The sequence below is a fragment of the Polaromonas sp. JS666 genome, assembly GCF_900103405.1.
Classification (GTDB): domain Bacteria; phylum Pseudomonadota; class Gammaproteobacteria; order Burkholderiales; family Burkholderiaceae_C; genus Polaromonas.
This window is the reverse complement of record NZ_FNHX01000012.1, coordinates 75,931-100,179: the sequence shown is the minus strand read 5'-3', so window position 1 is coordinate 100,179 and position 24,249 is coordinate 75,931. Positions and strand designations below refer to the sequence as shown.

The 24,249-nt window shown below is 65.6% G+C and carries 17 protein-coding genes; 11 read left to right on the top strand and 6 right to left on the bottom strand.

Going from position 1 to position 24,249, the window contains the following annotated elements; genetic code table 11:
• Positions 1–14: 14 nt before the first annotated feature.
• A complete protein-coding gene (locus tag BLQ85_RS21265) occupies positions 15–701 on the top strand; it encodes a C40 family peptidase (protein ID WP_074579960.1) in 687 nt (228 codons plus the stop codon).
• Between the two features lie 47 nt (positions 702–748).
• On the opposite strand, the gene BLQ85_RS21260 is transcribed toward BLQ85_RS21265, so the two are convergent.
• Entirely contained in the window at positions 749–4,720 is a 3,972-nt protein-coding gene (locus BLQ85_RS21260) for a two-partner secretion domain-containing protein (protein WP_074579959.1), read from the bottom strand.
• A 61-nt stretch (positions 4,721–4,781) separates the two neighbouring features.
• Entirely contained in the window at positions 4,782–6,488 is a 1,707-nt protein-coding gene (locus BLQ85_RS21255; protein ID WP_074579958.1) for a ShlB/FhaC/HecB family hemolysin secretion/activation protein, read from the bottom strand.
• Between the two features lie 469 nt (positions 6,489–6,957).
• On the opposite strand from BLQ85_RS21255, the gene BLQ85_RS21250 reads away from it, so the two are divergent.
• The 9 genes from BLQ85_RS21250 (at position 6,958) to soxA (ending at position 14,371) form a co-directional block, all read left to right on the top strand.
• The gene (locus BLQ85_RS21250; RefSeq protein WP_074579957.1) at positions 6,958–7,368 is read left to right on the top strand and encodes a VOC family protein; all 411 of its coding nucleotides are present in this window, start codon (positions 6,958–6,960) and stop codon (positions 7,366–7,368) included.
• A gap of 51 nt (positions 7,369–7,419) precedes the next feature.
• A complete protein-coding gene (locus BLQ85_RS21245) occupies positions 7,420–8,331 on the top strand; it encodes a glycosyltransferase family protein (protein ID WP_074579956.1) in 912 nt (303 codons plus the stop codon).
• Positions 8,332–8,333: 2 nt separating this feature from the next.
• Positions 8,334–9,455, top strand: a complete 1,122-nt coding sequence (locus tag BLQ85_RS21240) for a winged helix DNA-binding domain-containing protein (RefSeq protein WP_083336947.1) — start codon at positions 8,334–8,336, stop codon at positions 9,453–9,455.
• A gap of 161 nt (positions 9,456–9,616) precedes the next feature.
• Positions 9,617–10,120: a (2Fe-2S)-binding protein gene (locus tag BLQ85_RS21235; RefSeq protein ID WP_074579955.1), complete on the top strand. Its 504-nt coding sequence runs from the start codon at positions 9,617–9,619 to the stop codon at positions 10,118–10,120.
• On the top strand, positions 10,117–12,333 hold the full coding sequence (locus BLQ85_RS21230; RefSeq protein ID WP_074579954.1) for a xanthine dehydrogenase family protein molybdopterin-binding subunit: 2,217 nt from the start codon (positions 10,117–10,119) through the stop codon (positions 12,331–12,333). Before BLQ85_RS21235 ends, BLQ85_RS21230 begins: the two co-directional genes overlap by 4 nt.
• Positions 12,330–12,794: a sulfur oxidation c-type cytochrome SoxX gene (gene soxX, locus BLQ85_RS21225; RefSeq protein WP_074579953.1), complete on the top strand. Its 465-nt coding sequence runs from the start codon at positions 12,330–12,332 to the stop codon at positions 12,792–12,794. Before BLQ85_RS21230 ends, soxX begins: the two co-directional genes overlap by 4 nt.
• Before the next feature lie 7 nt (positions 12,795–12,801).
• Positions 12,802–13,278 carry a SoxY-related AACIE arm protein gene (locus tag BLQ85_RS21220; RefSeq protein ID WP_074579952.1) on the top strand — a complete coding sequence of 159 codons (477 nt, stop codon included), beginning with the start codon at positions 12,802–12,804 and terminating at the stop codon, positions 13,276–13,278.
• Positions 13,278–13,601, top strand: coding sequence for a thiosulfate oxidation carrier complex protein SoxZ (soxZ, locus tag BLQ85_RS21215; protein WP_074579951.1), 324 nt, complete (start codon positions 13,278–13,280; stop codon positions 13,599–13,601). The genes BLQ85_RS21220 and soxZ overlap by 1 nt, the downstream gene beginning before the upstream one ends.
• Entirely contained in the window at positions 13,598–14,371 is a 774-nt protein-coding gene (gene soxA / locus BLQ85_RS21210; protein ID WP_074579950.1) for a sulfur oxidation c-type cytochrome SoxA, read from the top strand. Before soxZ ends, soxA begins: the two co-directional genes overlap by 4 nt.
• Positions 14,372–14,431: 60 nt before the next feature.
• On the opposite strand, the gene lpdA is transcribed toward soxA, so the two are convergent.
• Genes lpdA through aceE form a run of 4 tightly spaced genes read right to left on the bottom strand, consistent with a single transcriptional unit; the run spans position 14,432 to position 21,303 of the window.
• Positions 14,432–16,264, bottom strand: a complete 1,833-nt coding sequence (gene lpdA, locus BLQ85_RS21205) for a dihydrolipoyl dehydrogenase (RefSeq protein WP_074579949.1) — start codon at positions 16,262–16,264, stop codon at positions 14,432–14,434.
• Positions 16,261–16,851 carry an Ntn hydrolase family protein gene (locus BLQ85_RS21200; protein WP_007862769.1) on the bottom strand — a complete coding sequence of 197 codons (591 nt, stop codon included), beginning with the start codon at positions 16,849–16,851 and terminating at the stop codon, positions 16,261–16,263. The genes lpdA and BLQ85_RS21200 overlap by 4 nt, the downstream gene beginning before the upstream one ends.
• Before the next feature lie 7 nt (positions 16,852–16,858).
• Positions 16,859–18,526: a dihydrolipoyllysine-residue acetyltransferase gene (gene aceF, locus BLQ85_RS21195; protein WP_074579948.1), complete on the bottom strand. Its 1,668-nt coding sequence runs from the start codon at positions 18,524–18,526 to the stop codon at positions 16,859–16,861.
• A gap of 53 nt (positions 18,527–18,579) precedes the next feature.
• Positions 18,580–21,303 carry a pyruvate dehydrogenase (acetyl-transferring), homodimeric type gene (gene aceE, locus BLQ85_RS21190; RefSeq protein WP_074579947.1) on the bottom strand — a complete coding sequence of 908 codons (2,724 nt, stop codon included), beginning with the start codon at positions 21,301–21,303 and terminating at the stop codon, positions 18,580–18,582.
• A 336-nt stretch (positions 21,304–21,639) separates the two neighbouring features.
• Between aceE and BLQ85_RS21185 the strand changes: the two genes are divergently transcribed.
• Positions 21,640–24,207 carry a PAS domain-containing sensor histidine kinase gene (locus tag BLQ85_RS21185; protein WP_139201083.1) on the top strand — a complete coding sequence of 856 codons (2,568 nt, stop codon included), beginning with the start codon at positions 21,640–21,642 and terminating at the stop codon, positions 24,205–24,207.
• Positions 24,208–24,249 lie beyond the last annotated feature (42 nt).

The following is a 24,249-nucleotide window of genomic DNA, read 5'->3' as shown; positions in this document are numbered from 1 at the left end:
GTATCCTAGGCGCCATGCGAAAAATTGCCCCTGCCCTCATCATTGCCTCTGCCGCTTTGCTGGCAGCCGGCGTGCATGCGGCGCCGGGCAACTCCGGCGATGACATGGACAAGATGCTGGCCGACAAAGGCCTGCTCACGCAAATCGGCCAGGTCCGCCAAAGCGTCAGCAACAAGGCGTCCGAACTCGTGGTCAATGCCATGGGTTTCCTGGGGGTTCCCTACAAACGCGGCGGCAATACGGTGGAAACCGGTTTTGACTGCAGCGGCTTTGTGCGCGCCATCTACGAACAAAGCGTCGGCCTGCTGTTGCCGCGCCGGGCCGAACAACAGGCCGCAGCCACCCAGCGCATCGAGAAAAACGAGCTGCAGCCCGGCGACCTGGTGTTTTTCAACACCATGCGGCGCGCTTTCAGCCATGTCGGCATTTATGTCGGCGACGGCAAATTCATCCACTCCCCCAAACCCGGCGCCGAAGTGCGCGTCGAAAGCATGGGCGTGAGCTACTGGCAGCGCCGCTTTGACGGCGCCCGCCGCGTGCAGCCAACAGGCACCACCCCGGAGACCGAGCGCACGGCGGCCCTGCCGGTTTCCCAGGCGGCAGCAGCCCGCCCCCCCGAAATCCAGGCCGCGCAAGCCGCGACCCCAACCCTCGCCGCCAGCCTGCAGGCGCAGCAAGTACAGGAACAATACCGGCGCTGAGCCGGTTTTTTGCGCCTTCTCCGGCCTCCCCGGGGCTTTCTTTTCCCTTATTCCTTCTCCCGCTCGTTTTTGGGCGACATGTCGAGCTCGACCGCCTGGCCGTTGTTCAGGGCCTCGCCGGCGCCGGACGGTGAACTCCGGACCGTGCGCACCTCGGTGTCGCCCACCAGGCCGGCGGCCTGGGCCAGCTGAAGCACGGGCTGCTCGGCGGGCGCGCCTTCGGCCAGGTTGCTGCCGGACGGAATCACGCGGTTGTTTTCAGCGTTGGACGACAGCTGCTGGTTGCCCTGGGGCTTGCCGTTGACGTTGACCAGGCCGCCGCCCGAATTCGTCACCTGCCCGAAATTGCCGCTGACGCTGCCGCTGGCGGCGGTCACCGTGATCTGGGAGGACGAGCCTGTCACCTGGGCGTCGCCGACGGCGGCCACCGCCACCACCGGCGCCGCCACACTGGCCACCACCGATTCGCCGGCCAGCGAAGCGGAGTTCGAGGCGACCACCACCACGTTCACGTCGCCCTGCGGCGCCTGCACGACCACATTGCTGCCGCTGATGCTGCCGCTGACGTTGCCGGTGCTGCTGCTGATCTGCACATTGCCCGCACTGGTGGTGGTGGCGCTGATGTCGCCCTGCGCCTGCACGACCACACTGGTGCCGCTGATGCTGCCGCTGACGTTGCCGGTGCTGCTGCTGACCTGCACATTGCCCACACTGGTGGTGGTGGCGCTGATGTCGCCCTGCGCCTGCACGGTCACATTGCTGCCGCTGATGTTGCCGCTGATGTCGCCGGTGCTGCTGCTGATCTGCACATTGCCCTGGCTGGTGGTGGTGCCGCTCACGTCGCCCACGGCGGCCACCGCCACTTCGCTGGCCGTCACATTGGCCGAGACGTCGCCGCCGCTGGTGACCTGGACGGTGCCCTGGCTGATGGTGGAGCCGCTGACGTCGCCGCCGGCGTTCAGGGTGTTGGTGGCGCTGGCGTCCTGGCCGCGCAGGGTGTGGTTGCTCAGCGCGACATTGCCCAGGGCGTCTATGCCGTAGCCCTTGACCCAGAGCGTGCTGTCCAGGCTGAAGGCGCTGGACACCACTTCGAACTGGCCCAGCGCGTTGGCCTCGGTGCCGCCGGACAGCATATGCACATTGCCGCGGTTGGCGCCCGAGCCGGCGAGCAGGCTCAGCGCGCGGGCCGTCCCGCCGGCGTTCTGGATATCGCCATTGAGCGTGATGTCGGCGCCCAGGGTGGCCAACGTGGTGTCGCCGAGCAGGCTGACCGGCGCCTGGAACACGATGCCGCCCGCGCCGTCGGCCGTCACCGTGCCGGCGATGCCGGAGCCGCCCGCGCCGGCATTGAGCGCCAGGCTATGCAGCGTGCTGCCGCTGAAGTAGAGGTTGTAGGGATTGTTCACCACCACGTTCTCGGCATACGTGCCCGCGCCCACTCGGATGTTGGCGCCGTTGCCCGCGTTGCCCAGCGCCGTGTTGATGGACAGGGCCTGCGTGCCGCCGCCCAGCAGGCTGCCGATGCCGACGTGGAAATCCTGCGTGGCCTGCGCGCCGTTCCAGCCCTGCACATAGCTGGAGGCGGAACTGCCCAGGTTGACGGCGTAGTCAAACGCGTTTTGCTGCGAGGCCTGAAGCCAGGTGTACTGGTTGTTGTTGCCCGCGCTGCTGGCGTTGCGCACCGCGAAATCGAAGCCGGCGATGCTGAGCGTGCCGAAGTTGTTGCTGGCCGACTCGTCCTGCATATAGACCGGGTTGCGCTCGGTGAAGCTGTTGTTGCCCGCCACCGTGATGTTGTTCATCTGCTGGTTGTAGAAGCGGTTGGCCTGGTAAAGCGCCAGGCCGCCCCAGTCGTTGTTGAGCGTGGTGCTGTTGCTGACCGTCACGTTGGCACTATCGGTCAGCTGGATGCCCGCGCCCTGTGTGCTGCCCGCGTCATTGCCCACGGGCGCGCCGTTGGCCGTGACATGGTCGATGAGCGCGCCGTCCACGCCGTTGAGGTCCAGCTCGGCCCGGCCCGCGCCGCGGCTGGTCACGTTGCGGATCGTGAAGTTGTGCAACCGGGCCGAGGCGCCGCCCACGGGCGCCACCTTGATGCCGTAGGCCGAAGCGACGTTGGCGCTGGGCCCGTAGAGCGTGAAATTTTGCAGATTCACATTGTCGGCCTTGACCTGTATGCCGTAGCCACTGACACCACGGGAGTCAATCACGGTGGCAGACTCGCCGGCCCCGGACAGAGTCAGGCTCTTATTGATGACGAGGGTTGACGGCTGGACATAGGTCCCTGCTGTCACATTCACCGCGCCTCCCGTGACCACGGCATTCATGCCGGCCTGGATCGTGCCCAGTGGCTGCCGGTCGTTGCCAAGGCCGTTGCCGAGGTTGAAGTCGTCGGCAGCGGTGAAATTGGCGCCCGAACTGACGGTAACGTGCGAGCGGTTGCCAAATTGCGGCGTGGAGCCCAAGAGCCCGTTGTCGCCGTAGCGGCGATCAAGAATATGCATGTTGCCGTTGGCCGCAGACATGGCCATCACGCCGGCCCCATACTGCGCTTCGCTGACATGCGGAGACACAAAATAGGAGCCATTCGCTACGCCGTCCAGAAAAACGATGTCCCATTCATTACCCAACAACCCTCTGGAATTGCCCGACATGGTCACATTGTTCGAACGCACAAGGATGGCGCCCTTGGTGTTTTCAATCAGGTTTCCGGTGATATCGGCAGCAGCGTTGGTGACCTGAATCCCGCTTCGGACATTTTTAATCGTGTTGTTACGTACGGTCGCGCCGGTCACGCCTGACGCAATCCTCACCCCCGTCGTACTCAGGCCAGTCCAGTTGATGGCAGCGAAGTTCTGGCTGTAAGGGCCTGTGACCTGCATGCCTTCAACCGTCACGCCATTCGCGGTGATGTCTACTCCGGTTTTTCCCTCGAGCACGTCGATATTGGCCCCATTCATGCCCGTCAGCGTCAGGTTGGCCTTGTTCAGGGTGACTTGCTCGGTGTATGTGCCTCCGTGCACGTCCACGGCCGCGCCCGCGCCCGCGCCGGGCGTGCCGGTCTTGGCGATGTTCACAGCGTCCTGAATGCGCGCGCCGCCATAGACGTCGATATGGTTGGAATTGCCGCTGACGCTAGGCGCCTGCAGCGCCGACTTGAGCACCACCGCGTTGCCGTTCACGACAATGGCATTGCTGGCCTGCTGCACGCCCTCGAGGTTGATCACGCCCGACAGCAGGTTGGCCGCGTCGCCCACGCCCAGCCGCAAGGTCGCGCCGTTCAGGCTGGAGCCGGCCTCGTTGGACACGCTGCTGCCCGTCGCCCCGCCGGCGATGGCGAATTCATACAGGCCGCCGTTGAGCGACACCGTGGCGGCCGTGGCGCCGGCCAGCGCGATGGTGCCGCCGGTGGCGGTGATGCTGCCGTGGTTGGTGACCGAAGGCGCGACCAAAGCCACCAGGCCGGCATTTTGCGCGGTGATGCTGCCGCGGTTGGTGACGCTGCCGACGGCCCCGGTGATCTGCGCGCCACCGGTGTTGATGAAGTTGGTGACGTCGATGTTGCCTGTGGTGGCAATGAGCGAACCCACATTGACTACGGCGTTGTTCCCGAACATCACGCCGTTGGGGTTCATCAGCATCACCATCCCGTTTGCCGACAGGCTGCCCAGTATTTGCGAGGGGCTTGCATCGCCGGTCACGCGGTTAAGCATCGCCGAGGTAGCGCCGGGCTGGATGATCTGCACCATTTTCCCGGGGTTGATGTCAAACGAGACCCAGTCGATCACAGCGCGGTTGCTGGCCTGGTTGATGGTCATCTGGTTGCCCGCCACCGAACCCGAGGCCGTGCCGGAAAACACCGTGCCGCTCTGCGGCAGGCCCGTCGCGCCCAAGATGTCGACGGTCCAGCCGGGCGGCGCGAACAGCAGCGCCGCCGCCGCGGAAAGGGTTTTCAGTGCGAAAGACGGCCGCCGCCGTTCGGGGGGACGCAGACGCTGGGCAGGGAATTTGGCTTGCATGGAATCACCTCTTGAACGCAAAAAAGACAAAGAACAACAGGGACGGATCCAGTGAACATCATCAAAACCGCGCCAGCAGCGAACCCATCAGCCGCGGGTTCTTGCCGCCGGTCTGGTAGCTCGCGATGGATTTGGTCAAGGGCCAGGCCGCCTCGATCGCGGCGACCACGTTTTTTTCAAGAAAGAGGCGCAGCCCCAGGCCGGCGGAGGCCAGGCTCTGGCTGGCCGGCGTTCCGGGCGAGACGCTGCCGACCTTCCAGACCTTGCCGATGTCGTAGAAGCCGAACAGCTGCCAGGACTTGAGCCCCGGCATGCCGGCGGCGCCACCGGCATAGCGCGGCTCGATGCGAAAGGCCAGCGCGCGTTCACCCACGAGTTCCGCCGGCTCATAGGCCCGGCCGAAGCGCCGCCCGCCCAGCGCGTATTGCTCCGACGACAGCAACGGCGTGTTGGCCCACTGGCCGCCCACGCCCACGGTGAAGGAAAAGTTCGACCCGACAAACTGCGAGCGCTCGTAGTCGAAGGTGAATTTGTTGAACACGCCCTTGGCACCCACCCGGCTCTTGAGCACATCGGACTCCTGCGTGCCGCCCAGCCCCTGGCTGAGATCGACGTCCAGCGCGTTCTGCCCATCCAGGCTATCCAGCACGCGCCAGCTCAGGCCCAGGCGCAACGCGCGTATGCGGTCTTCGATCACGCGGGTGCCCAGCACGTCGGTGTGCACGTCGGAATGGTCGTAGGCCGCGCGCGCGGTCAGGCTTTCGTTGCGGCCGCGCAGCAAGGGGTAGGCGGCGGACAGCGACAGCGTGTCGGCATTGCCGTGCACATCAAAAGGCCTGAGCACGTCGCCCGGTTGCGTGCGGGCGCGGGACACGGCGGCGGACAGCCGCAGGCCTTCGGTGCTGACAACCTGGCTGTAGGAAAGCTGGGTATAGGCCATTTCGGAGTTGCCGGTCCCCACGCCGACAAAACGCCACTGGTCGTTCACGCCCAGCAGCTGGTTGCCGACCACACCCAAGGTCAGCTGGGTGGGCCCGAGATATTTGGAGCCGTAGTTGTCGATAGAGGCAAAGCCTTCCACCCGCTTGACGTTGGCGACCAGGGTGAGGTCGGCCGCGCCCGGCGCCTGCGAAGGCGCGAGCACGCTGCGCAACTCCACGCCGGGAAAATCGTTGGCGATCAGCAGGTAGCGCTCCAGCACCGCGCCCTCCACGGGCCTGGAGGCCTGGATCTTTTCGCCCAGGCGCATCAGCTGTTCCTGCACATGGGCGCTCACACCCGGCCCGGCCTGGATGTTCACGCGGGCGATGTAGCCCTCGACGACGCGCAGCGTCAGAACGCCGTCCGCGAGCGACTGCGGCGGCACCACGACCAGCGAAAGAATGTAGCCCGCGTTGCGGTACATCGCGGTCAGCGAGGACGCAAGTTCGAGGATGTCGGCACCCGTGATCTCGCGCCCTGTATAGCTGTCGGCGCGCGCCTGCAAGGCATTGCCCGGCAGCACGCTGGCGCTCTCGATGCGGACCTGCTTGAGCGTCACGCGTGTGGTCTTGAGCGAATCGGGCAAGGGCTCGGCGGGCTCGCTCTTGAGTTGCGGCGGTGGCGGCGCGGGCTCAGGTTCGGGCTGAAAATCAAAACGTTCACGAAGCCGGCCCGGGTCTATGGTGGATGGCTGCTGTTGTGCCAAGGCGACGACTGGGAAAGCCAGGTACAGGGCAAGGGCATAAGAAAGAACGTCGTGCATGCCGGCACTATCGGTACGCTTCATTGCTGCATCCCATTGAAAAATCGAGAATTACAAATCGCTGGACCAGGCTGCCTCGCACTCGAAACAGCTTTTTTCGTGAATTAGTTCACAGTAACCAATTGTGAAACACGATACAAGCAAGAAAAAGTGATTAATAACCGCTAATTTTGTGTCATGCTTTTTCCCCAATTTTTTAGCAACGAATTCTTGTTACTTACATTTACAGGTTCGCTTTTGCTTTAAAGACCTGCAGAACCGGCTTTCTTGTTACCTATGGCTTACTGCAAGTCCTTGTCCGGCCGCTTCACCGCGGCGTGAATCGCCTCAAAAAAATGCGGGCGGCTGTGTAAAGTTTTTGTGGATCGCGGCCGTTAATGCCGCCACCCCGCTTTTTGGCATCCGGCGTCTTGCCACATGCACGCCCACACCCGCAGGTGCAAAATCAACAGCAGTCCCGCATGCGTCTGCCCAGACCTGAAGGAGGCCTGCCATGTCGAACTCACTCATCATTCCCTGCCTGCGCTACCGGGATGCGGCGGCCGCCATCGACTGGCTGTGCAGCGCTTTCGGTTTTGAAAAGCAGGTGGCCTATCCCAATCCCGACGGCACCATCGCGCATGCCCAGCTCACGCTGGACGGCGGCATGGTCATGCTCGGCTCGGTGGGCAAAGTGCCCACCGAGTGGGGCAAGCTGATACGGCAGCCGGACGAGCTGGGCGGCGTGGAAACACAAAGCGCCTACGTCTGCGTGCATAACGCTGACACCGTGTACCTGCGCGCCAGGGCGGCGGGCGCCGCCATCGTGATCGACATCAAGGATGAGGACTACGGCGGCCGCGGCTTCAGCTGCCGCGATCCCGAAGGCCATCTGTGGAGCATAGGCACCTACAACCCCTGGTGAGCGGCCCCGTCGCGAAATTGCGCTATAAGCAAAAGAAAAACGGGAAGCGCATTGAGAATCCACCTCTACACCGATATAGACACCCTGTTCGGCCGTGCCGTCCGCCTGTGGATGGAGGTCTTGCTGCAAGCCGGGCACGAGGTCGAGTTCATCGACATGGGCAACAGCACCGAGGCGCCGTTGCCCGAGGTGGGCCCCAGCGACATCAACCTGCTCGTCGCCGGCATCTACGCCCTTCCGCGCTTCGCCAGGCACGGCCTGCCGCGGCACGGCAGGCATGTGCTGTGGATGTTCGACCCGCTCACACGAAACGCTTCGGCCACGGTGCATCGGCACAAAGCCGAACTCTTCGACGCCATCGCGCCCGGCCTGCATGCCGTGATGGCCATGGATGCCGCCATGGAGCGCTACCTCGCGCAATATTTCCCATCCCTCACAAGCCTGCGCCTGCCTTACCTGGTGGCGGACAAACATGTGCGCGCGCCGCTGCCCGAAGCGGACAGGACGCGGGACATCGTCATGCTGGGCGGCGACACCGCCAGGCGGCGCGAAGCCGAGCGACTCTTTCTCGCCGGTGCGAACCCGCTGAAGGCCGAATTCATCTGGAGCGGCCTCTGGGGCGCGGCGCGCGATGCCTGCCGCGCGGGCGCGCGCATCAACCTCAATGTGCATGCCGATCCCGAACTGCGCTACTTCGACCAGTTCCGCACCTTCGAAGCCTGGGCGGCCGGCACGGCCGTGGTGTCCGACAGCTTTGAGGGTTGGGAGGATTTCGGCATTGTTCCCGGCGTGCACATGGTGATGGCCGAACTCGAGGACCTGCCGCGGGCCTGCGCCGAGTTGCTCGCCGATGTGCCGCGGCGCGAGGCCATGGTGAAAGCCTCTCAAACGCTGCTGCGCGAACGCTTTTCGCCGGCGGCCTGGCAAGGCCGCATGCTCGCGATGATCGAAAGCATGGCCTGAGCATGGCGGAGATCTCGCGGCAGGAGTTGATCGCGCTGCGGCTGGCCAGCCAGCGCCTGGCCCCCGTGCCTTCCATGCCTTCCGGGCCGGCCGATTTCAAGCGTGTCGAGCAAGCCGTGCAATGGATGGGCGCGGTGCAGGCACAGGAATACGCCCATGCGCGCTGGGCCGTCGGTTCACGCTTCGCGGCTCCTGCCGTCACCGACGCGGCGATTGAGGATGCGCTGGCCAGGCGCAAGGTGGTGCGCAGCTGGGTGTTGCGTGGCACGCTGCACCTGACGGCGGCCACCGACCTGCGCTGGCTGCTGGCCCTGGCCGCGCCGGCCTTGCTGACCCGTACCGCGGCCGCCTACCGCGAGGTGAACCTTGATGAGGCCGCGTTCCGCAAAATCCTGCCTGCCCTGCGCCAGTGCCTTGAAGGCGGGCAACAACTCACACGCGCAGAACTTTTTGCCGCACTCGCCCGGCGCCGCATAGACACCGAAGGCCAGCGCGGCGGGCGCATCCTGTACCGCGCGGCCCAGGCCGGGCTGATCTGCCTGGGCGACCCGCAGGGCAAGCAGGCCCGCTACACGCTGCTCGACGAATGGCTGCCGCCGCAGCCTGAACTGCCGCGCGAGGAGGCATTGAAAAAACTCGCGCAGCGCTATTTCGCCAGCCACGGCCCGGCCACGCTGGCGGACTTCACATGGTGGTCCGGGCTGGCGGCCGGCGAAGCCAGGGCGGCGCTGGAGATGGCCGGCCCCGGCCTCGCGCATGCACTGTTTGGGGGCGACACCGTCTGGTGGTCCAAACGTACGCAGGCATTTGCCCAGCCGGCCGGCAAGCCGGCGCTGCAGCTGCTGGCGGGTTTTGACGAGTATGTGCTGGGCTACACCGAGCGCCAGGCCATCATCGATACCGCGCATGCCGGCAAGCTCATGACGCCCAACGGCCTGTTCCGCCCCGCGCTGCTGCTTGGCGGCCGCGTGGCCGGCACCTGGCAGGCGGAAGTCAAAAAAGGCGGGCTCAGCATCAGCACCGCGCCCTTCACGCCGCTGCCGCGCGGCAGCGCGGGCGCGCTGCGCCTGGCCGCGCAGCGTTATGCGGCTTTCATGGGCTTGCCGCTGGCGCAAGTTCGCTGAGGCAAGCCACCGGTCATCACAAGGGTTTACCCGGCCGAACTTAATTATTAAGAGCAAGTCAGCACATTACTCAGGTATAGAAGTCCCTGGTGCATTCGACATGCGCCGGCGCTACTATCTTGCGGCCCATCCAGGTTCTTTCAATCGTGAGGAGCGCATCCATGGCAAAGCTGAACGTCAACGGTACCGTGCGTGAGTTTGAAGTGGAGGACGACACACCGCTGCTGTGGGTCCTGCGCGAGCAGCTCGGGCTCACCGGCACCAAATACGGCTGCGGCATCGCGGCCTGCGGTGCCTGCACCGTGCACATCGACGGCGTGCCCACGCGCAGTTGCGTGCGGCCCGTCTCCACAGTCGGCGCGGCCGAAAAAATCGTGACCATCGAGGGCCTCTCGCCCGACGGCTCCCACCCCGTGCAAAAAGCCTGGGTCGCGCTGGACGTGCCGCAGTGCGGCTACTGCCAGTGCGGCATGGTGATGGCGGCGGCGGCGCTGCTCAAGGCCAAGCCGAATCCGACGGACGCAGACATCAACGAGGCCATGACCAACATCTGCCGCTGCGGCACCTACAACCGCATACGCGCCGCCATCAAGGTCGTTGCCGCGGGCGGCAACACCAAGAGCGCGGCGCTCGCCATCCAGCACACCGACGGGAGCACGACATGAGCACCACCACCCTGCCCTCCTCTTCCGCTTCGGCATCGCCGCGGCTGTCGCGCCGCCGCTTCCTGGCCTCGGGCGCATCGGCCGGCCTGGTGGTCGCCTTCCACATTCCCTTCGCCGGCAAGGCCGCGGCCCAGGGCGCCGACGCGCCGGAGATCAACGCCTGGGTCGTGGTGCGCCCCGACGACACGGTGGTGATCCGCATCGCGCGCTCTGAAATGGGCCAGGGCAGCCTGACCGGCCTGGCGCAGCTGGTAGCCGAAGAGCTGGAATGCAACTGGGCGAAAGTCAGCACTGAATACCCGACACCGGGGCAGAACCTCGCGCGCAACCGGGCCTGGGGCAATTTCTCCACCGGCGGCAGCCGCGGCATACGCGAATCGCACGACTACGTGCGCAAGGGCGGCGCCACCGCGCGCATGATGCTGGTGCAGGCCGCGGCCAATGAATGGAAGGTGCCGGTGTCCGAATGCCGCGCGGCCAACAGCCTCGTCACGCACACGCCCAGCGGCCGCAGCGTGAGCTACGGCAAGGTCGCCGTCGCGGCGTCCAGGCTGGCGCCACCGGCCGACGTCACGCTCAAGGACCCGAAAGACTGGAAGCTCGTGGGCAAGCGCCTGGCGCGCCTGGACACGCAGGACAAGGTCACGGGCAAGCAGGTCTATGGCGCCGACCTCAAACTGCCCGGCATGCTCAACGCGGCCATCAAGGACTGCCCGGTGTTCGGCGGCAAGGTCAAGAGCTTCAATGCCGCCGCGATCGAAAAACGCCCCGGCGTGAAGAAGGTGCTGGCGGTCGGGGACAGCGCGGTGGCCGTCGTGGCCGATACCTGGTGGCGCGCCAAGACCGCGCTGGACGCGCTGCCCATCGAATGGGACAACGGCCCCAATGCCGCCAATTCCAGCGCCAGCGTGGCCCAGATGCTCAAGGCCGGGCTGGACGCGAACGACGCGGTGGTCGGCAACCAGAACGGCGACGCCAAGGCCGCGCTGGCCTCGGCGGCCAGGCGCATAGAAGCGGTGTATGCCTACCCCCACCAGAACCACGCGACCATGGAGCCCATGAACGCCACGGCGCGCTGGACGCCCCAGCGCTGCGAGGTCTGGACACCCACCCAGAACGGCGAGGCGGCGCTGGCCGCCGCCTCCGAAGCGGCCGGGTTGCCGGTCGCCCAATGCGAGGTCTACAAAATCCACCTGGGCGGCGGCTTCGGGCGCCGCGGCGCGGTGCACGACTGGGTGCGCCAGGCCGTGGACATCGCCAAACAAATGCCGGGCGTTCCGGTCAAGCTGCTGTGGTCGCGCGAGGAAGACATGCTGCACGGCCGCTACCACCCGGTGACGCAGTGCAAGCTGCAGGCCGGGCTGGACGCGCAGGGCAATGTCACGGCCCTGCACATGCGTGTCTCCGGCCAGTCCATCCTGGCCGGCGTGTTTCCGCAAAACATTCGCAACGGGCTGGACCCGGTGCAGTTCCAGGGCCTGAATGCGCCGGGGCCCGAAGCATCCATAGGCTACAGCTTCCCCAACCTGCTGATAGACCATGCGATGCGCAACCCCAGCGTGCCGCCCGGCTTCTGGCGCGGCGTGAACCTGAACCAGAACACCATCTACCTCGAGTCCTTTATCGACGAAATCGCCTTCGCCACCAAACAGGACCCGCTGGCCCTGCGGCGCAAGCTCATGGGCAGCCACCCCAAGCACCTGGCCGTCCTCAACGCCGTGGCCGAGCGCGTCAAGTGGGGCGTGGCGCCGCCCGACGTGGGCGGCCAGAAGGTCTACCGCGGCCTGGCCCAGACCATGGGCTTCGGCAGCTATGTGGCGGCCTGCGCCGAGGTGTCGGTCAGCCCGGACGGCGTGCTCAAGATCCACCGCATCGTGGCGGCCACCGATCCGGGTTACGCCGTCAACCCGCAGCAGATCGAGGCCCAGGTCGAGGGCTCTTTCGCCTACGGCCTGTCCGCGGCGCTGTTCGGCGAGTGCACGCAAAAAGACGGGCGCATGGAGCAGGACAACTTCAGCACCTACCCCGTGGTGCAGATGCAGCACATGCCCGCGGTGGAAACCCTGATCGTGCCTTCGGGCGGCTTCTGGGGCGGCGTGGGTGAGCCGACCATCGCGGTTGCCGCGCCGGCGGTGCTCAATGCCGTGTTCGCGGCCACGGGCAAGCGCATACGCGAGCTGCCGCTGAAAAACCACGACCTCAAGAAAGCATGAACTGGCAAGGCGCCATCGCCGGCGCGGTGATGATGGTGGCGCCCTGGACCGGCTTCGCGCAAGCACAGCAACAACAGCAACCACAGCCGCCGCTGCAGGTGGTCGGCGATGCGATCCCGCAGGCGCTGACGGCCACGCCCGGCGACCCGGCGCGCGGCCGCGCCCTCGTCGCCAGCCGGCAGCTGGGCCTGTGCCTGCTGTGCCACAGCGGGCCGATTCCCGAAGAACGCTTCCAGGGCAACCTGGCGCCCGATCTGGCAGGCGCGGGCTCGCGCTGGAGCGAAGGCCAACTGCGCCTGCGCATCGCCGACGCGCAGCGCCTGAACCCGGCCAGCATGATGCCGGCCTATTACCCCAGCGAGGGCCTGGTGCGCGTGGGCACCGCCTGGCAGGGAAAACCCATCATGAACCCACAGCAGATCGAGGACGTGGTGGCCTTCCTACGCACGCTGCGCAACTGAGACGGCCATGACGCAGCCCATGCACCCACCCGCCCTGCCCCGCCGACGCCGCATCCTGGCGGGTGCCACCGGCCTGGCCATGGGAGTGTTGCTGCGCCCCGCGTCCGCCGCCGCGGGCGACCTGGCGGTGGCCGTGGCGGCCTACACCCGGGGCGCGCCGGTTCGCGCGGGCAAGGTCAAGCTTGACATCGCCGAACTGGTGGACAACGGCAATGTGGTGCCCATCACCGTCACGGTGGACAGCCCCATGACGGCCGCCGACCATGTCAAAAGCATCGCCGTCTTCAACGAAAAAAATCCCCAGCGCGACGTGGCCCGGTTCACGCTGGGCCCGCGCGCCGGCAAGGCCAGCGTGAGCACACGCATACGGCTGGCCACCTCGCAGCAACTGGTGGCCGTGGCGCAGATGAGTGACGGCAGCTACTGGTCGCATACGGTCAACGTCATCGTCACGCTTGCCGCCTGCATCGAGGGGGAGCCTTGATGGCCCGCACCCTGATTAATGCCCCCTCCGCGGCCAGGCGCGGCGAAGTCATAGAGATACGCGCCACCATAGGCCACCCCATGGAAACCGGCTTTCGTGCCGGCGAGGACGGCAAGGTCTTGCCGCGCAACATCATCCAGACCTTCAGCTGCCGCTACAACGGCGAGCTGGTGTTCAGCGCCGAGCTGTTTTCGGCCGTCTCGGCCAATCCCTACATCGCCTTCCATACCGTGGCCACCGAGAGCGGTACGCTGGTGCTCAGTTGGGAAGGCGACAACGGTTTTTCGCAGGCGGAAAGCATCCAGCTGGCCGTCACGGCATGAGGCGCATCCTGGCCCTGCTGCTGGTGTGCCTGATGGGCACGGCAGGCGCGCAAAACCCTCCCCCCAAGGACAGCCGCCGCTCGGGCTTTGAGGACATGGGCGCCGCCACCCAGGCCATGCAGAAGGACGATGCGCTCAACCCCGGCATGCTGTGGGTGCAGGACGGCGAGGCGCTGTGGAAGCAGCCGGCGGGCGCCAGCGGCAAAGCCTGCATCAGCTGCCACGCGGCGGCGCAAAGCAGCATGCGCGGCGTGGCGGCGCGCTACCCGGCGTTTGATACCGGCCTGGGCCGCCCCATCACCCTGGGCCAGCGCATCAACCAGTGCCGCCTGCAGCACCAGCAGGCCGCGCTGCTGCGCCCCGAGAGCCAGGAGCTGCTGGGCCTGGAAGCCTATGTCGCGCTGCAGTCACGCGGCCTGCCGCTGGCGCCGCCCAACGATGCCAGGCTGGAACCCTTCCGCCAGCGCGGCCAGCAGCTGTTCGCGCAACGTATCGGGCAACTCAACCTGTCCTGCGCGCAATGCCACGACGGCCTGCCCGGCAAACGCCTGGCCGGCAACGTGATCCCCGAAGCACACCCCACGGGCTACCCGGTGTACCGCCTCGAATGGCAGGCCATGGGTTCGCTGCAGCGCCGCCTGCGCGGCTGCATGAGCGGCGTGCGCGCCGAGCCCTTTGCCTATGGTGCGCAGGAGCTGGTGGAGCTGGAGCTCTACCTCAAGACGCGCGCCAAGGGCATGGCGATGGAAGCGCCTGGCGTGCGGCCCTGAGCCGCCAGTCAAAGCAAAAAGCCCGGGCATGCCCGGGCTTTTTTGTACTCGACGCGCGGCTTACTTGCGCGCCGGCGGCAAGTCAGTGCAGCTGCCGTGCGCCACTTCCGCGGCCATGCCCATGCTTTCGCCTAGCGTGGGGTGCGGGTGTATCGTCTTGCCGATATCGACGGCGTCGGCGCCCATTTCGATGGCCAGCGCGATCTCGCCGATCATGTCGCCGGCATGGGTGCCGACAATGCCGCCGCCCAGGATCTTGCCGTGGCCGTGCGCTTCAGGGCTGTCGTCAAACAGCAGCTTGGTGAAACCTTCGTCGCGGCCGTTGGCGATGGCGCGGCCGGAGGCCGTCCAGGGGAACAGGCCCTTTTTGACCTTGATGCCCTGCGCCTTGGCCTGGTCTTCGGTGAGGCCCACCCAGGCGATTTCGGGGTCGGTGTAGGCCACGCTGGGGATCACGCGGGCATTGAAGGCGGCGCTGGCCAGTTCCTTGTTGCCCTGCAGTTCACCGGCAATGACTTCGGCGGCCACATGCGCTTCGTGCACGGCCTTGTGCGCCAGCATGGGCTGGCCCACGATGTCGCCGATGGCGAAGATGTGGGGCACGTTGGTGCGCATCTGGATGTCGACGGGGATGAAGCCGCGGTCGCTCACGCTGATGCCGGCCTTCTCGGCGCCGATTTTTTTGCCATTGGGTGTGCGGCCCACGGCCTGCAGCACCAGGTCATAGGTCTGCGGCGCTGGGGCGCCCTCGCCTTCGAAAGTCACTTCAATACCGGCCTTGGTCGCCTTGGCGCCCACGGTCTTGGTCTTGAGCATGATGTTGTCAAAACGCGGCGCGTTCATCTTCTGCCAGACCTTGACCAGGTCGCGGTCGGCGCCCTGCATCAGGCCGTCCATCATCTCGACCACGTCCAGGCGCGCGCCCAGGGTGGAATAGACGGTGCCCATTTCCAGGCCTATGATGCCGCCGCCCAGGATCAGCATGCGTTTGGGAACCTCTTTGAGCGCCAGCGCGCCGGTGGAGTCGACCACGCGGGGATCATCCGGCATGAAAGGCAGGCGCACGGCTTGCGAGCCAGCGGCAATGATGCAATTCTTGAACGCGATGGTTTGTTTTTTGCCGGTTTTTTCCTGGCCTTGGGCGCCGCTGGTTTCTTCAACTTCCAGATGATGGGCACCCACAAACTGGCCAACACCGCGCACAGTGGTGACCTTGCGCATCTTGGCCATGGCCGTCAGCCCGCCGGTGAGCTTGCCGACGACTTTTTCCTTGTGCGTGCGCAGTTTGTTGATGTCGAGTTTGGGCTCGCCGAAACTCACGCCCAGGCTGTCGAAATGTTTGACCTCATCCATCACCGCCGCCACGTGCAGCAGCGCCTTGGAGGGAATGCAACCGACGTTGAGGCAGACGCCGCCCAACGTGGCGTAGCGCTCGACCAGCACGACCTTCAGGCCCAGGTCGGCGGCGCGGAAGGCGGCCGAGTAGCCGCCGGGGCCGGCGCCCAGCACCAGCACGTCGCAGTCGAGATCGGCGGAGCCGCTGAAGCTGGTGGCCGTTGGGACGGGCGCGGCAGGGGCAGATGCGGCCGGAGCAGCGGCTTTCTTCTCAGGCGCAGGTGCGGGCGCTGGAGCGGCGGCAGCGGCGCCGGAGGCTTCCAGTGTCAGCACGATGGATCCTTGCTTGACTTTGTCGCCCAGCTTGACCTTGACCTCCTTGACCACGCCGGCAGCGGACGATGGAATCTCCATCGAGGCCTTGTCGCTTTCCACGGTGATCAGGCTTTGCTCGGCCTTGATGGTGTCGCCGGCCTTGACCAGCACTTCAATCACGGACACTTCGTCAAAATCGCCAATGTCCGGCACCTTGATGTCTACCAGGCTGGATGCGCTCATTTGGAGGCTTTCAATTTAAGGGTGAATATGTCGACGGGTCCGGCGGAGTTCTTGTCGAACTCGCAACCCGCATTGAGGCCGGCCATGGCCACTTCGCGCGCGGTCTTGGCCTTGTCCCAGGCGGCATGCATGGCGCCCAGCGCGAAGCTGCGGCCCGAGCCTATGCCCCAGAACTCCTTGAACTCAAAGACCTCGCGGTAGCTGTAGAGGCCGTAGATGCCGCTGGCATTGGCGATCACGACGGTGAACTGGCTGGACTCGTAGGGGTCGTTGTCGTCTTCCTTGGTCTGCAGGAAAAACGTTTCCTTGAGCAGCGGATGCAGCTTGACGAAGGTGTCGAAAACCTCGTCGCGCGAGCCCAGCTTGAGCTGGTCCTTGGGCAGGGCCGCCATGGCCTTGCGCAGCACCGGGAAATGCGCCACGGTGCCGGCCATGCCGACGTAGCTCATGCCGGCGGGCGTGTCGACCTTGAAGATTTTGCTGTTGGCCTCGAAGCGGTGGCCCAGGCTGGTGTCGCCGAAGGTGACCAGCGTGTCGGCGGCGATGGCAACCTGCCCCGCCTTTTTGACGACTACAAGCGTTGTCATCTTCGGATTAAAGAAGGACGCGGCGGAAGTCGGCGAGGATCTGTCCGAGGTAGGCGTTAAAGCGCGCGGCGGCGGCGCCGTCGATCACGCGGTGGTCCCAGCTCAGCGACAGCGGCAGCATCAGGCGCGGCTGGAAGGCCTTGCCGTCCCAGACCGGCTCGGTCGAGCTCTTGCAGACGCCCAGGATGGCGACTTCGGGCGCGTTGATGATGGGCGTGAAGTAGCGCCCGCCAATGCCGCCCAGCGAGGAGATCGTGAAGCAGGCGCCGGACATGTCGGCCGGGCTCAGCTTGCCGTCGCGCGCCTTCTTGGCGAGTTCGCCCATCTCCTGCGAGATCTGCACGATGCCCTTCTGGTCGGCGTTCTTGATGACCGGCACGACCAGGCCGTTGGGGGTGTCGGCGGCGAAGGCGATGTTGTAGTACTGCTTGAGCACCAGCTGGTCGCCGTCGAGCGAGGCGTTGAACTCGGGGAATTTCTTGAGCGCGGCAACCGAAGCCTTGATCAGGAAGGCCAGCATGGTGATCTTGATGCCGGCTTTCTCGTTTTCCTTGTTCATGAGCACGCGGAAGGCTTCGAGCTCGGTGATGTCGGCATCGTCGTGGTTGCAGACGTGCGGGATCATCACCCAGTTGCGGTGCAGGTTGGCGCCGCTGATCTTCTTGATGCGCGACATGTCCTTGCGCTCGACCGGGCCGAACTTGGTGAAGTCGACCTTGGGCCAGGGCAGCAGGTCGAGGCCGGCGCCCCCGCCGGACGATGCCGGGGCTTTGGCGGCCTGCGCCTGGGTGCGGACGCTGCCGTCCATCACCGACTTGGTGAAGGCCTGCACGTCGTCCTGCGTGATGCGCCCCTTGGGGCCTGAGCCCTTGACTTCGGCCAGCGGCACGCCGAGCTCGCGCGCGAACTTGCGCACCGAGGGCGAGGCGTGCGGCAGGCTGCCTTGCGGCGCCGTGGTGGGGTCATGGGCCGGCTGGCTCGCGGGGGCCGATGCGGTGGCCTGTGCGGGCGCGGCTGCCGCCGCAGCGACGGCGGGAGCAGGTGCTGGCGCGGGGGCCGGCGCCGCAGCAGGCGATGCGCCTGCGGCCGCAGAGCCTTCGAGGATGGCCAGCAGGTCGCCGATGTTGACGGTGTCGCCCAGCTTGACCTTGAGTTCCTTGAGCACCCCGGCGGCCGAGGACGGGATTTCCATTGAGGCCTTGTCGGATTCGACGGTTACCAGCGATTGCTCGGCCTTGATGGTGTCACCGGGCCTGACCAGCACTTCGATGACGGACACGTCCTTGAAGTCGCCGATGTCGGGCACACGGACTTCGACCGGGCCGGAGGCCGCAGGGGCCGCTACAGGCGCCGGTGCGGGCGAAGCGGCTGCGGGAGCTGCCGGCGCGGCGGCCGGTTTGGCCGCTGCGGCGGGAGCCGGTGCGGCGGCTCCGGCGCCAGCCACTTCCAGCGTCAGCACGACCGAGCCCTGCTTGACCTTGTCACCCAGCTTGACCCGCAGTTCCTTGACCACACCCGCGTGGCTGGAGGGGATTTCCATGGAGGCCTTGTCGGACTCCACGGTGATCAGCGACTGCTCGGCCTTGACGGTGTCGCCGGGCTTGACCAGCAATTCGATCACGGTCACTTCGTCGAAATCCCCGATATCAGGAACTTGAATGTCTACCACTGCCATATTCTTGTCTCCGTTTGCTTCAGGCGTTCAGGCGTCTACGTCAGGGTGTTAACTCAAGCGTAAAGCGGGTTGATCTTGTCGGCATTGATGCCGTATTTTTTGATGGCCTCGGCCACCTTGGCAACCGGCACCGTGCCCTCTTCGCTGAGCGCCTTGAGCGCCGCCACGACGATGTAATGGCGGTTGACTTCGAAGTGCTCGCGCAGCTTGCTGCGGAAGTCGCTGCGGCCGAAGCCGTCGGTGCCCAGCACCTTGTAGGTGCGGCCCTTGGGGATGAAGGGGCGGATCTGCTCGGCGTAGGCCTTCATGTAGTCGGTCGACGCGATGACGGGGCCGGTGTGCTTTTCAAGCTGCTGGGCCACGAAGGACACCTGCGGCTTGTCGGCCGGGTGCAGCAGGTTCCAGCGCTCGGTGCCCTGGCCGTCGCGGGCCAGTTCATTGAAGCTTGGGCAGCTCCAGACGTTGGCGGCAATACCCCATTCCTTTTCGAGCAGTTCCTGCGCGGCGATGGACTCGCGCAAGATGGTGCCGGAGCCCAGCAGCTGGACGCGCGGCGTGAGTTTTGCGCCCTCTTTGCACAGGTACATGCCCTTGATGATCTGCTCTTCGGTGCCGGGCTTGAGGCCGGGCATCGCGTAGTTCTCATTGAGCAGCGTGAGGTAGAAATAAACGTTGTCCTGTTTCTCGACCATGCGCTTGAGGCCATGGTGCAGGATCACGCCGACTTCGTGCGCGAAGGTGGGGTCGTAGCTGATGCAGTTGGGAATGGTGCCGGCCAGAATGTGGCTGTGGCCGTCTTCGTGCTGCAGGCCTTCGCCGTTGAGCGTGGTGCGGCCCGAGGTGCCGCCGAGCAGGAAGCCGCGCGCCTGCATGTCGCCGGCCGCCCAGGCCAGGTCGCCGATGCGCTGGAAGCCGAACATCGAGTAGTACACGTAGAACGGCACCATGATGCGGTTGTTGGTGCTGTACGAGGTGGCCGCCGCGATCCAGCTGCTCATGCCGCCGGCCTCGTTGATGCCTTCCTGCAGGATCTGGCCCTGCTTGTCTTCCTTGTAGTACATCACCTGGTCTTTGTCGACCGGCGTGTATTTCTGGCCGTCGGGGTTGTAGATGCCGATCTGGCGGAACAGGCCTTCCATGCCGAAGGTGCGGGCCTCGTCCACCAGGATGGGCACGACGCGCGGGCCCAGGGCCTGGTCGCGCAGCAGCTGCGTGAGAAAGCGCACATAGGCCTGGGTGGTGGAGATTTCGCGGCCTTCAGCCGTGGGCTCGATCACCGACTTGAAGGTCTCCAGCGCGGGCACGGTGAACTGCTCGTCGGCCTTGACGCGGCGGTGCGGCAGGTAGCCGCCCAGGGCCTTGCGGCGCTCGTGCAGGTAGCGCATCTCGGGCGTGTCGTCGGCCGGCTTGTAGAAGGGAATGTCGGCCAGCTTGCTGTCGGGAATCGGGATGTTGAAGCGGTCGCGGAAGGCCTTGATGTCCTCGTCGGCCAGTTTTTTGGTCTGGTGGACGTTGTTCTTGCCTTCGCCGATCTTGCCCATGCCGAAGCCCTTGACGGTCTTGACGAGCAGGACGGTGGGCTGGCCCTTGTGCTTGACGGCCGCATGGAAGGCCGCATAGACCTTTTGCGAGTCGTGGCCGCCGCGGCGCAGGTTGAAGATGTCCTCGTCGCTCATCTTGGCGACCATTTCAAGCGTGCGCGGGTCCTGGCCGAAGAAATGCTTGCGCACATAGGCGCCGTCGTTGGCCTTCATGGCCTGGTAGTCGCCGTCCAGCGTGTCCATCATGACCTTGCGCAGCGCGCCGTCCTTGTCGCGGGCCAGCAGCGGGTCCCAGTTGCTGCCCCACAGCAGCTTGATGACGTTCCAGCCGGCGCCGCGGAACTCGCCTTCGAGCTCCTGGATGATCTTGCCGTTGCCGCGCACCGGGCCGTCCAGGCGCTGCAGGTTGCAGTTGATGACGAAGACCAGGTTGTCGAGCTTTTCACGCGCGGCCAGGCCGATGGCGCCCATGGATTCAACTTCGTCCATCTCGCCGTCGCCGAGGAAGGCCCAGACCTTGCGGTTTTCGGTGTTGGCGATGCCGCGGGCATGCAGGTACTTGAGGAAACGCGCCTGGTAGATCGCCATCAGCGGGCCCAAGCCCATGGAGACGGTGGGGAACTGCCAGAACTCGGGCATGAGTTTGGGGTGCGGGTAGCTGGACAGGCCCTTGCCGTCGACTTCCTGGCGGAAGTTGAGCAGCTGTTCTTCAGTCAGGCGGCCTTCAAGGTAGGCGCGGGCATAGACGCCGGGCGACACATGGCCCTGGATGTAGAGGCAGTCGCCGCCGTGGTTCTCGCTCTCGGCGTGCCAGAAGTGGTTGAAGCCGGCGCCGAACAGGCTGGCCAGCGAGGCGAAGGAGCCGATGTGGCCGCCCAGGTCGCCGCCGTCGGCGGGGTGCAGGCGGTTGGCCTTGACCACCATGGCCATGGCATTCCAGCGCATGTAGGCGCGCAGGCGCTCCTCGATCTCGAGGTTGCCGGGCGAGCGCTCTTCCTGGTCGGTCTCGATGGTGTTGACGTAGCCGGTGTTGGCCGAGAAAGGCATGTCTATGCTTTTCTGGCGGGCGTGCTCCAGCAGTTGCTCCAGCAGGAAGTGGGCGCGCTCCGGGCCTTCGCTTTCGATGACGGCGGACAAGGCGTCCATCCACTCTCGGGTTTCCTGGCTGTCTTTGTCCAGCGCGTCGTTGGCGGCGGCGCGCAAGTTGTCGCCGGCTTGGGTGGGATTGGCAGCCATGTTTGTCTCCTGAGTAGCCTGATAAAGCTTGTTTAAGCTGCGATGCGGCCTCTTGTCGAGCCGCTCACAGGGCCTGTGTCCAACTTGGGTCTAAACGTGTTGTAAACGCAAATTAGATTCAAGTCCCTAGTTTCTCATAATATTTGTGAGATTTCAAATAGTGCTTATTGATTTCACATTAAGAAATTTAAAAGTAAGCATACGTCGCATCAACAGACCCGGGACAGTCCTTTTCCGAGGCATTGCGGCCGCATCGCCGCGCCGTGCTTCACCTTCGAAGATCAGGGTCAACCCTGAATGCCGGGAGCATCTCCCTTAAACTGCACCATTCCTCCTATGACCCAGCAAGCCCCTGCCCTCGCCGACTCCGCGGTGACCCCCGCTCCCCTGGCCTTGTGGCGCCGCTGGTGGCGGCGGCAGTCGCCGTCGCGCCAGGACCGCTTCATCACGCTGGGCCCGCTGCTGGCCGTCGCGCTCTTCCTGGCGGCCGTGATCGCCGCCTTCGGCTACCTGCGCATCGAGGAAATCGACCGTGAGCAGCAGGCCGTCAAGCGCGACGTGGAATACGCCCAGCAGCGCCTGCGCCTGCGCCTGCTGGAGCGGCAGGAGCAGCTCATGCGCATAGGCCGCGACGTCTCCAACAAGGAAGTCGACACCGAGGAATTCATCACCCAGGCCGAGTCGCTGGTCAACCAGTACCCCGAGCTCATGGCCGTGACCTGGGTGGACAGCAAGCGGCGCATCAAGGTGGCCTATGTATCGCCCAGCGCCAACGGCAGCCAGCTGCGCGGCGCCGGAGAACAGCTCAAGGTCGGCGAGACCGACGGCACCTACGAGCTGGCCCGTGACCTGCGCCAGCCCGTGTACTCGCGGCCGCTGACGCCCAAGGAAGCCGGCGGCTACAACGCGCCCACCCTGCAATTGCAGGTGCCGCTGGACGACCAGGGCAAGTTCGCCGGCGTCATCATGGGTGAGTACTCCATTGACGGGCTGCTGCGCTTCGGCGTGCCGACCGAGGTCACGGCCAAATACGCGGTGACCCTGATCGATGACAAAAACCGGGTGCTGGCGGGCAACCTGCCGCCGCCGCGTAATCCCGCGTCCCGCCTGCTGCCCTGGTCCGACGGCGCGGCCGAATACGAGATACCGGTCTCGCCGGTCGGCAACGGCCTGCTGATACGCGCCGAAGGTTACCGGGCCTCCCTGGGCGTGGTGGGCAGCGGTTTCTTCTGGCTGGTCAGCGCGCTGAGCGCGCTCACGGTGTGGATGCTGCTGGGCACCTGGCGCCACACGCGCCGCCGCGTGCAGGCCCAGCAGGCGCTGATCGCCGAGACCAACTTCCGCCGCGCCATGGAAAACTCCATGCTGACCGGCATGCGCGCACTCGACCTGCAAGGCCGCATCACCTACGTCAACCCGGCCTTCTGCCAGATGACGGGCCTGACCGAAGGCGACCTGGTGGGCCGCACGCCGCCGTTTCCGCATTGGCCGGAAGGCGAGATCGACACGCTGATGCAGCGGCTGGACGACGAGCTGCACGGCCGCACGCCGCCGGGCGGCTTCGAGGTGCGCGTCAAGCGCAAGAACGGGCAGATCTTCGATGCGCGCATGTATGTCTCGCCGCTGATCGACCCGCGCGGCCAGCAGACCGGCTGGATGACCTCCATGACGGACATCACCGAGCCCAAGCGCATCCGCGAGGAGCTGACCGCCTCCTATGAGCGCTTCACCACGGTGCTCGAAGGGCTGGACGCGGCCGTCTCGGTGGCGCCGCTGGGCAGCGAAGAGCTGCTGTTCGCCAACAAGCTGTACCGCTCCTGGTTTGGCGGCGAGGTGTCGGGCCACCTGAACCTGATCGCGCAGGCCGGCGTGCCCAGCGCCGTGCCCACCGACGACACACTGGACGCGGTCGATGGCCTGGCCGGCTTCCCGACTGACACGCTGACGGCGGCGCAGACGGAAAACGCCGAGATCTACGTGCCCGAACTCAGCAAGTGGCTGGAAGTGCGTTCGCGCTACTTGACCTGGGTGGACGGCCGCCTGGCCCAGATGGTGATCGCCACCGACATCACGCCGCGGCGCCATGCCGAGGAGCAGGCCGCCCAGCAAAACGAGCGGGCCCAGACCGCCAGCCGCCTGATCACCATGGGCGAAATGGCCTCCAGCGTGGCGCACGAGCTGAACCAGCCGCTCACGGCCATCAACAACTACTGCAACGGCATGGTCTCGCGCATCAAGGGCAAGCAGATCAGCAACGAAGACCTGCTGATCGCGCTGGACAAGACCGCCAAGCAGGCGCACCGCGCCGGCCAGATCATCCAGCGCATACGCTCCTTCGTCAAACGCAGCGAGCCCAACCGCATGGCGGCCGACGTGGCCACCATGGTCAGCAACGCCATGGAGCTGGCCGACATCGAGCTGCGCCGCCACCATGTGCGCCTGAGCCACTACATCGCGGCCCGCCTGCCTGAAATCATGGTGGACCCCATCCTGATCGAGCAGGTGCTGATCAACCTGATGAAGAACGCGGCTGAGTCGATCGAGCAGGCCCACCTGCCCACGGCGCGCCGCAGCGTCGAGCTGCGTGTGGTGCCCAAACAGATCGAGGACCAGGCCGTGGTGGAGTTTTCAGTGCTCGACACCGGGCGCGGGCTGTCGCCTGAAGTCATGGGCCGGCTCTATGAGGCCTTCTACTCCACCAAGGCCGAAGGCATGGGCATAGGCCTGAAGCTTTGCCGCAGCATCGTCGAGTCCCACCAGGGAAGAATGGAGGCAGAGAACCTCTACAATGGGGACGAAGTGGTGGGGTGCCGGTTTACCTTCTGGATCCCTGTGACACCCCTGATCCTGCCGACGGCGCCAGCCGGCGACGGCACGGCAGCCAGGAACGCAGGCGTTCACTGAAAACCCTTCAAGAACCGTCTCTTGAGAAGTTCACGAAAGAAA